The sequence below is a fragment of the Microbacterium sp. Bi121 genome (assembly GCF_918698005.1).
GTDB lineage: Bacteria > Actinomycetota > Actinomycetes > Actinomycetales > Microbacteriaceae > Microbacterium.
Window position 1 is genome coordinate 1 of the sequence record NZ_CAKKLJ010000010.1, and the last position, 12,429, is coordinate 12,429.

The window sequence follows — 12,429 nt, forward strand, 5'->3', positions numbered from 1 at the left end:
CGCCGGCCCCGCCGGGCCCCGCCGAGCATTCGCCGAGACCCCGTCTTGCTTCCGAGGCCCCGTCGTAGTCACCGAACTACGACGGGGCCTCGGTGCTAAGACGGGGTCTCAGCGTGGATTCCTATTGAGGATATAAGGTGATGCTTATATGATTTGAGGATGCATGAGTTCGAGGTGCTCGCGGATGCCGTGCGGCGACGGCTGGTCGCGGTGCTCGCGCTGGGGGAGCAGCCGGCTGGCGTCCTGACCGACATCGTCAGGGCCGAGTTCGGCATCTCGCAGCCCGCCGTGTCGCAGCATCTGAAGGTGTTGCGCGAGAACGGGTTCGCGACGGTGCGCGCCGAGGGCGCGCGTCGGCTCTATGCCCTCGACCCTGCGGGGCCGGATGCTGCGGAGCGCGCCCTCGCTGCGCTGTGCGCGCCGCTCTCCCAGCGACTCGACGCGCTGCACACCGAGGTCGCCCGCGGCCGGCGTGCAACAGCGCAGCAGAAGACCAGTCACAACGAGAACAGGAGTGCATCATGACCGTCGACAACCCCACCATCGAGCGGCACGGCGACGGCTTCCGCCTCGTCTACGAAGAGGTCTACGCGACCGACATCGACGACCTCTGGCAGGCGATCACGACGCGCGAGCGCCTGGCGCGCTGGATGGTCGAGTACACGGGCGATCTCCGCGAGGGCGGCACCTGGGCGGTCGCCACCGAGGGAGCTGAGCAACCGTGGGCCACGGGCACCATCAGCTTCTGCGACGAGCCCCGCTCGTTCACCACGACGTGGCACGCCACGCAAGAGGAACCCACCGAGCTCACCGTGACGCTCGAGCCGGTGGCGGGCGGTACGCGCATGCGGCTCGTGCACACCGGCATCCGGTCGATCTTCTACGGTGCCGGATGGCAGACGTACCTCGAGCGGCTTGCGGCAGACGTCGCCGGTGAGCCGATTCCGGAGGACTGGGACGCGCGATTCGCCGAACTCTCGCCCGGGTACGAGGAGCGGTTCGGCGGGCTCTGACGCGAGGGCTCCGTGCGGGCAGGGCGCGCGCCGGTAGGCTGGAGCAGTGATCATCGGGACCGGCATCGACCTCGTCGACATCCCGCGGTTCGAGCGCACCATGTCCCGGACGCCGCGGTTGATGGAGCGCCTGTTCGCCCCGACCGAGCGTGAGCTGAGGCTGCCGTCGCTCGCCGCGCGCTACGCAGCCAAAGAGGCGCTCATCAAAGCGCTGGGCGGTTCGGACGGCGTGCACTGGACCGAGATCGAGATCGGGTCGGAGGAATCCGGCAAGCCGTACTTCCGGCTCACCGGCACGACCGCCGACGTCATCGAGAAGCGCGGCATCACGGCGCTGCACCTGACCATGTCGCACGACGCCGGCCTCGCGACCGCGTTCGTCGTCGCTGAGCGGATCGAGGGTGCCGCATGACCCCCGCCCGGTTCGCCGAGACCCCGTCTTACCGCCGAGGCCCCGTCGCAGGAACGCCTCTAACACGGGGTGTCGACGCGACGACGGGGTCTCGGCGGGACGCGAGACGATCCGAGCGCTCGGAGGGCGCAGCATGAGCGCGCCGTTCCGCGAGGCGACGATCGAGATGGATGCTATCGCCGACAACACCCGGCACATCCGCAAGCTCACGGGCACCGAGGTCATCGCCGTTGTCAAGGCCAACGCGTACGGGCACGGGGCCACGGCATCCGCTGTCGCCGCGCTCTCCGGCGGGGCCACCCGTCTCGGCGTCGCCGAGATCGCCGAGGGCATCGAGCTGCGCCGCGCCGGGATCACCGCCCCCATCATCGCCTGGCTGCTCGAACCGGGCGAGACGTTCGAGCTCGCGGCGGCCAACCGCATCGAGGTCGGCATCTCGTCATTCGACCAGCTCGAGGCCGCGGGGGCCGTCGCCGGCGGCGACGTGGCTGTGCACCTCAAACTCGAGACGGGTCTCTCGCGAAACGGCATCGCGCCGGGCGACTGGGGTCGCGTGTTCGCCGAGGCCGCGCGGCTCGAACGCATCGGACGCATCCGGATCGTCGGCCTGTTCAGCCACCTCTCCAACACATCGCCCGCCGATGACCGTGCGGCGCTCGCCCGTTTCGACGAGGGGACGAGGGCCGCCGCATCCGCCGGCATCCGCCCCGAGATCCGGCACATCGCCGCCACGGCCGCGGCGATCGACCTGCCGGAGATGAGGCTCGACGCCGTGCGCATCGGAATCGGGCTCTACGGCCTGTCGCCGTTCGACGATCGGTCGTCCGCCGACCTCGGTCTCCGCCCGGCGATGACTCTGCGCGGCGCAGTCGCCGCAGTGCGGCGGGTGCCGGCGGGTGCCGGCGTCTCGTACGGCTACGACCACCGCACGAACCGCGACACCACGCTGGCGCTCGTGCCGCTCGGGTATGCGGACGGCGTCCCGCGCCAGGCATCCGGTCGTGGACCCGTCATGATCAACGGCCGGCGGTTCCACGTCGCAGGACGCGTCGCGATGGACCAGTTCATCGTCGACGTCGGCGACTCGGCGGTCTCTGTGGGCGATGAGGTCGTGCTGTTCGGCGATCCGACGCTCGGCCTGCCGTCGGCGACGGAGTGGGCGAACGCGGCGAGCACGATCAACTACGAGATCGTCACGCGCGTCGGCAACCGCGTTCCGCGGAGGAGCGCGTGAGCGTCGACCCGGCATTCCTCGGACGCCGTGAGATCGACACATCCGACGAGATGGAGCGCCTCGGCTTCCTGATCGGCGAGCAGCTGGGGGCGGGCGATCTGCTCGTGCTCACCGGACCGCTGGGTGCCGGGAAGACGACCTTCACACGTGGCCTGGCGGAGGGCCTCGGCGTGCGAGGGCCCGTGCAGAGCCCGACGTTCGTGATCGCCCGCACGCATCCGTCGCTGGTCGGGCGCGCGCCGCTCGTGCACGTCGACGCGTATCGGCTCGGCTCAGCCGCCGAGCTCGACGACCTCGACATCGACTTCGCCCGCTCCGTCGTGGTGATCGAGTGGGGGCGCGAAATGGCCTCCGCGATCGCCGACGAGTGGTGGGATATCGAGATCGAGCGTCCCGTCGGCGGGGCCGATGGCATCGCCGACGAGGACCTGGATGCTGACGCCGCCCGGTTCGTCGTGATCGAGCGGGTCGCGGCTTAGCGCGAGCTTTCGTCGAAGCCTCAGTCCTCGCCGGAAGCCCGGCGGCGGGCGGCGAGGGCCTCGAAGATCGCCTTCTCGGCGTCGGCTCCGGAATCAGCGGCGGCCGAGACGTTCTCGGCGACGACGGCATCCACGATCTCCGACCGCTGGATGCGGGTCTCGCGCGGCGCTTTGACACCGATGCGCACGCTGTCGCCCTTGATGTCGAGCAGCGTCACTTCGATTTCGCCGTCGATGCGTACGCTCTCACCGATCCGCCTCGTCAACACCAGCACGAGATCAGCCTACCCTTCGACGGGCTCACGGACCGGGCCTCGGCTCACGGACCGGGCGTCGGCACAGCACCCACGGGTGCGGACAGAGCAGGGCTGTCGCGCACCACGCCGACCGTCTCGATCGTGAGTGCTGCGGCCGTCGCCTCGTTGTACGACAGCACAGGCAGCCCGTCGGTCTGCGCCGAAACCAGCCTCCGCACCGCGGCCCGCAGCGTCGGCGCGCAGACCAGCACCGGCTCTGCGCCATCGGTGATGGCCGCGACAGCCTGCTTGACCGACTCGATGACCCCTTCGAGCCGCTGCGGGTCGAACACGATCTGCGGGCCGTCGTCGCTCGTCCGCAGGTTCTCGAGCATCGCCTGCTCCAGGAGAGGGTTGATCATGATGACGCGCAGTGTTCCGGCATCCGCGAACCGTGCGGCGATCGCGGGGCCGAGCGCCGCACGCGCTGCCTCGATCAGTCCGTCCGGCTCCGTCGAGGTCTTGGCGCGAAGCGCGAGCGCCTCGTAGATGCGGCTGAGGTCGTTGATGGGCACGCGCTCGGCGAGCAGCCCCTGCAGCACCCGCTGCACCTCGGCCAGCGACAGCAGCGCGGGCGTGAGCTCTTCGACGGCCGACGGCGAGACCTGCTTGAGCGCGTCCGTGAGCTGCCGCACGTCCTCGCGGCTGAGCAGGCGAGCGGCATTGGACTGGATGACGCTCGACAGGTGCGTGATGATCACGCTCGCCCGGTCGATCACCGTGGCCCCCGAGAACTCCGCGCTGTGCCGCATCTCCATGGGGATCCACTTGCCCTCGAGCCCGAACACCGGGTCGAGCGCCGCGGTGCCCGGCAGGGAATCCAGCCCCTGTCCGAGCGCGAGCACGGATCCGGGGGGAGCGGTGCCGCGGCCCGTCTCGACGCCCGCGATGCGGATCGTGTACGTCGACACCGGCAGCTCGATGCTGTCGCGCGTTCGGACCGGAGGAACGACGAGGCCGAGGTCCAGCGCGATCCTGCGCCGCAGCGCCTTGACTCGCGCCAGCAGGTCGTCGGGGCCGCCGGTGACGAGGTCGACGATGTTCGGGGCGAGCTGGATCTCGAGCGCGTGCACCCGCATCTTCTCGATGAGCTCCTCCGGCTGGTCGGCCGCTGAAGCCGAGGAAGCATCCGCGGCCGACGTCGCCTCCTCAGCGGCCGCCTTCGCCTCGCCCGCCTTGACCCGCTGCGCCGCGAACAGCAGCAGCGCTCCGACGGCGACGAAGGGCAGCACGGGCATCCCGGGGATCAGACCCATGACGAGCGCCGCGCACCCGGCGATCAGCAGCGCGTTGCGCGACTGCCCGAGCTGCGCGGTGGCGGCCTGACCCATCTCGGCTTCGGCGTTCGAGCGCGTGACGATCATGCCCGTCGACACCGCCATCAGCAGCGCTGGGATCTGCGTCACCAGGCCGTCGCCGATCGTCAGCAGGCTGTACGTGCTGACGGCCTCCTCGATGTCCATGCCGTGCGAGACGAGCCCGATCGCGATGCCGCCGATGATGTTGATGATGATGATCACGAGGCCGGCGATCGCATCGCCCTTGACGAACTTCGACGCACCGTCCATCGCGCCGTAGAAGTCGGCCTCAGCGGCGACCTCGGCCCGGCGCTCACGCGCCTGTGTGTCGGTGATCAGCCCCGCGTTGAGGTCGGCGTCGATCGCCATCTGCTTGCCCGGCATGGCGTCGAGGGTGAAGCGCGCACCCACCTCGGCCACGCGCTCCGCACCCTTGGTCACCACGACGAACTGGATCACCACGAGGATGAGGAACACAACGGCGCCGATGATCAGCGAGCCGCCGACGGCGATCGCCCCGAATGCCTCGATCACCTGCCCGGCGTACGCCTCGCCGAGCACGAGACGGGTGGATGCCACGTTCAGCCCGAGCCGGAAAAGCGTCGCCACGAGCAGCAGCGAGGGGAACACCGAGAAGTCCAGCGGCTTGCGCACGAACATCGACGTCAGCAGGATGACCAGCGCGAACATGATGTTCAGGATGATCAGCGTGTCGAGCAGGAACGGCGGGATCGGCACGACGAGCAGCATGATGATGCCGACCACGCCGATCGGCACCGCGAGCTTCCGCAGCAGTTGATTCATACGGTTCTCCGGTAGGGAAGGGAATGGATGCCGCGGGCGGCACCGCGCTTGCGCAGACTGTCGACGAACACGAGCACCCTGGCGACGGCGTTGTACAGGTCCTCGGGGATCTCCTGCCCGACCTCGCACGAGGCGAACAGCGCACGGGCGAGCGCTATCTCGCGGATCATCGGCACTCCGGCCGTCTTGGCCCGCTCTCGGATGCTGTCGGCGATCACGCCCGTGCCCTTGGCCACGACCTTCGGTGCCGAGCGGCCGGCCTCGTACTTCAGGGCGACGGCGACGTGGGTCGGGTTCACGAGTACGACGTCGGAGCCGGCGACAGCGGCGATCATGCGATTGCGGCTGATCGCGAGCTGACGCGAGCGGCGCTGCTGGCGGATCAGCGGGTCGCCCTCGGAGTTCTTGTTCTCATCGCGCACCTCGCGCTTGGTCATGCGGGTGTGCTTGGTGTTTCGGCGCATCACGACGAACACGTCGATCGCCGCCAGCGCCAGCCCGACCGCGATCGCCGTCTGCAGCAGTGCAGCGCTGCCCTCGCTGGCAGTGCCGAGCAGTCGCGAGATCGAGTGCGAGCCGCTCGCGGAGAGCACGGGCATGAGCCCGGCGATCACGACCCACAGGGCCAGTCCGATCGCGGCGGTCTTCAGCAGGGCCTTCGCGCCCTCCCACAGCGCCTGCAGGCCGAACACGCGCTTGACGCCGTTCACGATGTTGAACTGCTCGAACCGTCCTGCGAGCTTGCGCGGGTGCACGCCACCTTGGATCACGGCTCCGAGAAGCGTGACGATGGCGACGGTGGCGAGCATCACTCCGAGCGTCGGGAGGATCGAGCCGAGCCCCTGACCGAGAGCACCGAGCGCCGACGCGGGCGACGGTGCATGGACGATCGAAGTGAGCGAGATCAGCTGCTCGGTGCCGGCCGACGCCCCGAGCCCGATGGCCGCCGGCAGCGCGACCGCGGCCGCGCCGATCCCGAGCCAGGCGGTGAGGTCCTGGCTGCGCGAGATGCGCCCCTTCTGCCGGGCTTCGCGCAGGTGCTTGTCCGTGGCCTTCTCACTGCGCTCACCGCTGTCGTTGCTCATACCCGCACCCCCCGCATCATGCGCAGGGCCTCGGACGCCAGCGCGTCGACCAGGGCGGGGAGGGCGATGAACACCGTGCCGGCGAGAAGCAGGGTGAGGAGGATCTTCACCGGGAAGCCCATCGCGAACGCATTCAGCGCGGGGGCCACACGGGTGATGAGCCCGAGGCCGGCGTCGGCGAGGAACAGCACCAGCACGAGCGGGCCGGCGATCTGCACCGCGGCGAGCACCATCTGCGAGACGCCGTCCACGAGCAGCTCGGCGGGGCCCGAGACCTCGAGGACCCCGGTCACCGGCACCGCCTCGAAGCTGCGCGCCAGCCCGGCGAGGATGATCTGGTAGCCGCCGGACGCGAACAGCAGCGCGAGCGCCGCCATGTGGAACAGCCGGGTGAACTGGGCACCGTTGATCATGGACTGCGGGTCGAACGCCTGCGCCAACTGGAAGCCGCCGAACACGTCGATGAGGTTGCCGGCCGATTGCAGAGCGGCGAAGCACACCATCACGAGGAAGCCGAGCAGCGCTCCTGTGAGCACCTGCATGGCGAGTGCGCCGAAGAACGGGCCCGTGTCGAGCGGCTCATACCCGGGAGCCACTGCGGCGCCCATCGCCAGGGACAGCCCGATCGCCAGCATCGCCTTGATGCGCATGGGGATGCCCCCGTACGAGAACGGCGGGGCGATCACGATGAACGCGGTGATGCGCACCGCGGCCAGCATGGTCGCCTCCAGCCAGGCGAAGTCGATCGGGATGTTCACGTCATCCGCCGCTCAGCAGCATCGGGATGCGGTCGAACATGTCGTTCGTGAAGGCGATGATCTCGGCGATCATCCAGTTGCCGGCGATCAGCAGGGCGATGCCGACGGCGACGATCTTCGGCACGAACGACAGCGTCACCTCCTGCACCTGGGTGATCGACTGCAGCAGTGAGATCCCGAAGCCGACGACGAGCGCGGTGATGAGCACGGGGGCGGCGAGCTTCGCCGCGATGAGCAGGCCCTGTGTGCCGATGTCGAGTACAGCCTCCGGGCTCATCCGACCCCTCCGTAACTCTCCAGGAGCGATGTGATGATCAGCCCCCATCCGTCGACCAGGATGAACAGCAGGATCTTGAACGGCAGGGAGATCATCACCGGGGGCAGCATCATCATGCCCATCGACATCAGCGCCGCGGCGACGACGAGGTCGATGACCAGGAACGGCACGAAGATGACGAAGCCGATGATGAAGGCCGCGCGCAGCTCGGAGATCATGAATGCCGGGATCAGCGTGTACAGCGGCACGCTCTGCGGGTCGGTGGGGTTGTCCTGCGCCGCCATGCGCGACATCAGCGCGAGGTCCTCCTCGCGCGTGAATCGCAGCATCCAGTCCTGCAACGGCGCCTGACCCACGTCGAAAGCCTGCGCGAACGTGAGCGACCCGTCGATGTACGGCTGCACTGCGACCGTGTTGATCTCGGTGAGCACCGGCCACATGATGAACAGCGACAGGAACAGCGAGAGCCCAGCGAGCACCTGGTTCGGCGGGATGCTGGGCAGCGAGAGTGCGTTGCGGGTCATCGCGAGCACGACGAAGATCTTCGTGAACGACGACATCATGAGCAGCAGGGCCGGTGCCACCGACAGCAGCGTGATCCCGAGCAGCGTGAGGATCGACCCTGAGGGGGAGCCGTCGACGCCGTCGATGTCGATCGTGAGCAGAGGGACGACGGCGGCCTGCAGCGCAGCGCTCATCGTGAACGCCGGAAGGCCTCGGCGGTCTGACGCCAGGTGTCGGGGGAGATGATCGATCCGCGCAGGGGGTCGTTCCGACGCCGTACGCGGCGACGGAGTTCTGGCGCGCCTGTGTCGGATGCCCCGGCGAGGATGCTGTCGAACGCCGTGGATGCGCCGGTCGCGTCGTCCGGATGCCGCGATGCGTCTTCCGGATGCCGCGATGCGTCGTTCGCGACGATCCCGGATGCCGTGGCATCCTCTCGCTCGGCATCCTCGTCGACGTCCAGGCGATCGATGACGCTGACGCCGTGCTCGGTGACCCCGAGCACGTATCGCGCGTCTGAGGTCTGCACGACGACGAACTGCGCCTTCGACCCGAGGCTCTGGCGACCGAGCACCGTGATCGGCTGGGCGTCGCGGCGGCGCGATGCCCCGCGGGAGAACCGTCGCTGCAGGTACCAGAGCAGCCCGAGCACCGCCGCCAGCGACAGGGCGACGCGCAGTCCGACGAGCAGCTCCTCCAGGATCAGGCCTCGATGTTCTCGAGGATGCGCGTGATGCGCACCGCATAATCCTGATCGACGACGACGATCTCGCCGTGGGCGATGATGCGGCCGTTGAGCTTCACGTCGGCGGGTGCGCCGGCCGAGCGATCCAGCTCGACGACGCGTCCTGGCTCGAGGTCGAGCACGTCGCGCACGGCCATCCGCGTGCGGCCGATCTCGACCGTGAGGTCCATCTCGACGCCGGCGATGCGCTGCAGACGGCGCGACGAGGTGGCGCCGCTCCCCGTCCGATCGTTCGAAGGGAGCTGCGTCACGCGGACGGCGAGACGGCCGATCGTGCGCTCTGTGTCGTCGAGAAGATCGAACACCTGCACGGAAGGATGCGAGAAGATCGCCGATGCGTCGCCGATGCGCGCTTCGCCCAGCGCGCCAGGGCCGAGCGCGGTCGCCGATGCCTCGAGGGCGTCGAGCAGCCGGTCCGCGAGCGGCGCGTCGGGCAGGCCGTCGACGAGTGTGAGCGGGTCGAGGATCTGCACGGCGAGCTCGGCACTGGCCTCTCCGACGAACGAGACGACGACGGCGTCGCCGGTATCGCCCGAGGAACGCGACGGCCGGACGCCGGTGGGAGCCGCAGTGGGGAGCCGGGCCGCGAAGGCTGCGGCGACGGCGGACTCGTAAGCGGTGGTGGTGGTCACGCGGACTCCTCGGAGGCGGGGACGGAAACGGTGCTGGGGTCGGGGATCGTGGTCGTGACGACGCACGCCAGGCGCGCCCCGGCGGTGCCGACGGCGGCCGTGGCGATGGGCTGATCGCCCACGAGCAGGAGGAGTGGCCGGTCGGCCGCGTGCGGCAGCGGCACGATGTCGCCGACCGCGAGGCCGAGGACCTCGCGCGGGAGCATGGTGCGCGGGCTGAGCCGCAGCGACACCTCGATCGGCGTCTCCTCGACCTGCCGGCGCACGAGCTCGGGGTTGGCGGAGCGGTCCGCGGGGGCGGTGGAAGCGAACGCCGAGAGGATGGATGCCGGCAACATGACGCTCGTCGGAACGGAGCGTCCGCTCAGACGCATGGTGAGTTGCGCCACGATCACCGGCTCGTTGTCTGCGGCTACCTGCGCGAACTGCGAGTTGTACTGGATGCCGGCGATCGTCACGTCCTGCGGGAGCAGCCCGTCCATCGTGCCGGTGAGCAGGGCGATGGCATCCGTCATCAGGGATCCGATCAGAGCCTGCTCGATCGGCGTGAACGTGCGCTCCTCCGTCGCGCCGCCGGGGCGCCCGCCGACCATCTGCACGATCCAGGCGGTCGCCGCCGACGTCGGGAACTGCACGATCATCCGCTCGGACGAGTCCGGCAGGGCGCACACGACGAGTGCAGTTGTGGTCGGCAGCGACTGGGCGTACTCGCCGTAACTCTGCATCGTCACGTACTCGACCGTGACGGTCGCCCGCACGCGGATCTTGGCCGAGAGCTCGGCGGCCCACTGGCGCGAGAACGTCTCGAACGCCAGCTCGAGCGCGCGCGCGTGCTCGCGGGAGAGCGTCGCCGAACGCTCGAAGTCGTATGCCGCGATCTCGGCGGTCGCCGAAGGCCCCTCCGTCGGCATGCCGGATCGCGCGCTGTCGTCGATCACCACGAACCCCACTATCGGGCGGCGACGTGCGCGCGTTAGGCGACGGAGAGGTCAGGGTCCTGGCTTGGATCCCCCCGCAGAGGCCTGAACGGACGGGATGAGCGAGCGCACCTCCTCTTTCACCTGGGAGAGGACGACGATGTCGACCCGTCGGTTCTTGGCCAGCGCGTCTGCGCTGGACCCTGTGGCGATCGGACGGGTGTCGGCATAGCCGACGGATTTCACGTGAGTGGGCGGCAGACCGCCGGACTCGACGAGGTGCCGGAGCACCTGGGTCGAGCGGCCGGAGGACAGTTCCCAGTTCGTCGCGAACGGGGCCGCTGCGACGCGGTGATCGGCGTGGCCTTCGACGGAGATGTCGTTCGGGACGCTGACCAGCACCGTGCCCAGGGCGTCGAGCACGGCGACGGCCTTGCCGCTGAGCTTCGTGCTGTTCGTCTCGAAGAACGTCTCGGCGCTGACGAGTCCGATCGTGAGACCGCGGTCGTCGATCGTGAAGGTGACGTCTGCGTCCAGGTGGTTCTGGGCGAGCACGTCACGCAGCTTGTCGCGCAGTGCGGACAGCTCCTCGAACTCGACGACGGCGGCGTTCAGGTCAGGGTCGGCCGGTTCGCCCTTCTCGTCGATGAGTTCGGGGGGAACGACGACGCCCTCTGCGGTGTCGGCGAACTCCGTCGGGTCCTGCCCGAACCCGGTGGCCAGCGATGCGCTCAGGGCCGCGAACTTCTCCTGGTCGACCGTCGACATCGCGAACAGCACGATGAACAGGCACATGAGCACCGTGATCATGTCGAGGTAGGACGCCATCCAGCGCTCGTCGGGCCCGCTGTGCTCGTCGTGCGGGACCTGTCGACGCGCTCTGACGCTCATGACGTCGGTGCCGGATCCGCTGCCCCTTGACCCGCACCCCTGCGGTTGGATTTCGCCGTCGGACGATGTGCGACGAGGGCGCGGAGGCGCTCGCCGACGAACTGGGGCGGGGACCCTGCCTGAACGGCCAGCATGCCCTCCATCACCAGAGTCATCCGCTCGACCTCCAGCTCACCCAGACGCTGGAGACGGCCGCCGATCGGCAGCCAGATGAAGTTCGCCGACAGGAGGCCCCACAGCGTGGCGACGAACGCGGCGGCGATCATGTGGCCCAGCTCGTCCGGCTGGTCGAGGTTCTCGAGCACGTGCGTCAGCGAGACCACGGTGCCGACGATGCCGACCGTCGGCGCGAATCCGCCGAGGGTCATGTAGAACTTGGATGCAGTGCGGTTGCGTGCGGCGGCCGAGGTGATCTCGTCCTCCATCAGCGTGCGGAGCTCTTCGGCGTCGACGCCGTCCGCGATGCTCTGCAGCGATTGACGCAGGAACGGATCCTTCTCGTCGACGAGTGACTGCTCGAGTGCGAGCAGACCCTCGGAGCGCGCCTTCTCGGCGTGGCCGACGATCTTGTCGATCATGCTCGAGGCCGAGTGCTTGTCGCCGCGGAAAGCACGCGGCAGCGCCTTGATCGCGTGCAGGAAGTCGCGGATGGTTCCGGTCGCGATGCCGACGGCGATGGTGCCGCCGAAGACGAGGATCATGGGCGCCGGCAGCAGAAGGGCCGTCACGGAGGCGCCCTCGATGCCGATCATGGCCAGCAGGGCGCCGAACGCGAGGACGAGGCCGAGGATGAGTGACGGATCCATCAGCGCACCGCCTCCGGCTCGTCGGCGGGGGAGATCGGGATGCGGGCCAGGTTCGCCGCGGCGGCGAGTACGCCGGCGCGGTACTCGGTGATCTTCGCGATCACCTCGGCCATCGTCTCGGTGACGACGAAGGTGGCGGCATCCACCATGATGATGGTGGTGTCGGGGGAGGCCTGGATCCGCTCGATCAGGTCAGGGTTCAGCGCGAACCGTGTTCGGTTCAGGCGCGTGACGACGATCATGGGCTCCATCCTGGAAACAACGTGTCCTCGATCCGT

At 69.1% G+C, this 12,429-nt stretch carries 17 protein-coding genes; 5 read left to right on the forward strand and 12 right to left on the reverse strand.

The window, feature by feature from the left end; translation table 11 throughout:
* The first annotated feature begins 159 nt into the window (after positions 1-159).
* The 5 genes from LQZ87_RS13860 (at position 160) to tsaE (ending at position 3,138) form a co-directional block, all read left to right on the forward strand.
* Entirely contained in the window at positions 160-525 is a 366-nt protein-coding gene (locus LQZ87_RS13860; protein WP_230104036.1) for a metalloregulator ArsR/SmtB family transcription factor, read from the forward strand.
* Positions 522-1,013, forward strand: a complete 492-nt coding sequence (locus LQZ87_RS13865) for an SRPBCC family protein (protein WP_230104037.1) — start codon at positions 522-524, stop codon at positions 1,011-1,013. Before LQZ87_RS13860 ends, LQZ87_RS13865 begins: the two co-directional genes overlap by 4 nt.
* 46 nt (positions 1,014-1,059) lie before the next feature.
* A complete protein-coding gene (locus LQZ87_RS13870; protein ID WP_230104038.1) occupies positions 1,060-1,425 on the forward strand; it encodes a holo-ACP synthase in 366 nt (121 codons plus the stop codon).
* A gap of 133 nt (positions 1,426-1,558) precedes the next feature.
* Entirely contained in the window at positions 1,559-2,659 is a 1,101-nt protein-coding gene (gene alr / locus LQZ87_RS13875; protein ID WP_230104039.1) for an alanine racemase, read from the forward strand.
* Between the two features lie 50 nt (positions 2,660-2,709).
* Positions 2,710-3,138, forward strand: coding sequence for a tRNA (adenosine(37)-N6)-threonylcarbamoyltransferase complex ATPase subunit type 1 TsaE (gene tsaE / locus LQZ87_RS13880; RefSeq protein WP_230104085.1), 429 nt, complete (start codon positions 2,710-2,712; stop codon positions 3,136-3,138).
* A gap of 20 nt (positions 3,139-3,158) precedes the next feature.
* On the opposite strand, the gene csrA is transcribed toward tsaE, so the two are convergent.
* From csrA to LQZ87_RS13940, 12 genes are read right to left on the reverse strand one after another with little or no spacing between them, the layout of a single operon-like run.
* Entirely contained in the window at positions 3,159-3,413 is a 255-nt protein-coding gene (csrA, locus tag LQZ87_RS15235; RefSeq protein ID WP_290368280.1) for a carbon storage regulator CsrA, read from the reverse strand.
* 44 nt (positions 3,414-3,457) lie between these two features.
* Complete coding sequence (locus tag LQZ87_RS13890; protein WP_230104040.1) at positions 3,458-5,536, reverse strand: flagellar biosynthesis protein FlhA; 2,079 nt, start codon at positions 5,534-5,536, stop codon at positions 3,458-3,460.
* Complete coding sequence (locus tag LQZ87_RS13895) at positions 5,533-6,621, reverse strand: EscU/YscU/HrcU family type III secretion system export apparatus switch protein (protein WP_230104041.1); 1,089 nt, start codon at positions 6,619-6,621, stop codon at positions 5,533-5,535. The genes LQZ87_RS13890 and LQZ87_RS13895 overlap by 4 nt, the downstream gene beginning before the upstream one ends.
* On the reverse strand, positions 6,618-7,379 hold the full coding sequence (locus tag LQZ87_RS13900) for a flagellar biosynthetic protein FliR (RefSeq protein ID WP_230104042.1): 762 nt from the start codon (positions 7,377-7,379) through the stop codon (positions 6,618-6,620). The genes LQZ87_RS13895 and LQZ87_RS13900 overlap by 4 nt, the downstream gene beginning before the upstream one ends.
* 1 nt (position 7,380) lies before the next feature.
* Positions 7,381-7,656, reverse strand: coding sequence for a flagellar biosynthesis protein FliQ (gene fliQ, locus LQZ87_RS13905; RefSeq protein ID WP_230104043.1), 276 nt, complete (start codon positions 7,654-7,656; stop codon positions 7,381-7,383).
* A complete protein-coding gene (gene fliP, locus LQZ87_RS13910) occupies positions 7,653-8,354 on the reverse strand; it encodes a flagellar type III secretion system pore protein FliP (RefSeq protein WP_230104044.1) in 702 nt (233 codons plus the stop codon). Before fliP ends, fliQ begins: the two co-directional genes overlap by 4 nt.
* Positions 8,351-8,812, reverse strand: a complete 462-nt coding sequence (locus LQZ87_RS13915; protein WP_230104045.1) for a flagellar biosynthetic protein FliO — start codon at positions 8,810-8,812, stop codon at positions 8,351-8,353. The genes fliP and LQZ87_RS13915 overlap by 4 nt, the downstream gene beginning before the upstream one ends.
* Positions 8,813-8,862: 50 nt before the next feature.
* On the reverse strand, positions 8,863-9,537 hold the full coding sequence (gene fliN, locus LQZ87_RS13920; RefSeq protein WP_230104046.1) for a flagellar motor switch protein FliN: 675 nt from the start codon (positions 9,535-9,537) through the stop codon (positions 8,863-8,865).
* Positions 9,534-10,478 (reverse strand): flagellar motor switch protein FliM, encoded by a 945-nt coding sequence (locus LQZ87_RS13925; RefSeq protein WP_230104047.1) that lies wholly within the window; start codon positions 10,476-10,478, stop codon positions 9,534-9,536. Before LQZ87_RS13925 ends, fliN begins: the two co-directional genes overlap by 4 nt.
* A gap of 48 nt (positions 10,479-10,526) precedes the next feature.
* Complete coding sequence (locus tag LQZ87_RS13930; protein WP_230104048.1) at positions 10,527-11,345, reverse strand: flagellar motor protein MotB; 819 nt, start codon at positions 11,343-11,345, stop codon at positions 10,527-10,529.
* Positions 11,342-12,151: a MotA/TolQ/ExbB proton channel family protein gene (locus LQZ87_RS13935; RefSeq protein WP_230104049.1), complete on the reverse strand. Its 810-nt coding sequence runs from the start codon at positions 12,149-12,151 to the stop codon at positions 11,342-11,344. The genes LQZ87_RS13930 and LQZ87_RS13935 overlap by 4 nt, the downstream gene beginning before the upstream one ends.
* Positions 12,151-12,393, reverse strand: a complete 243-nt coding sequence (locus tag LQZ87_RS13940; RefSeq protein WP_230104050.1) for a flagellar FlbD family protein — start codon at positions 12,391-12,393, stop codon at positions 12,151-12,153. The genes LQZ87_RS13935 and LQZ87_RS13940 overlap by 1 nt, the downstream gene beginning before the upstream one ends.
* Between the last annotated feature and the right edge of the window lie 36 nt (positions 12,394-12,429).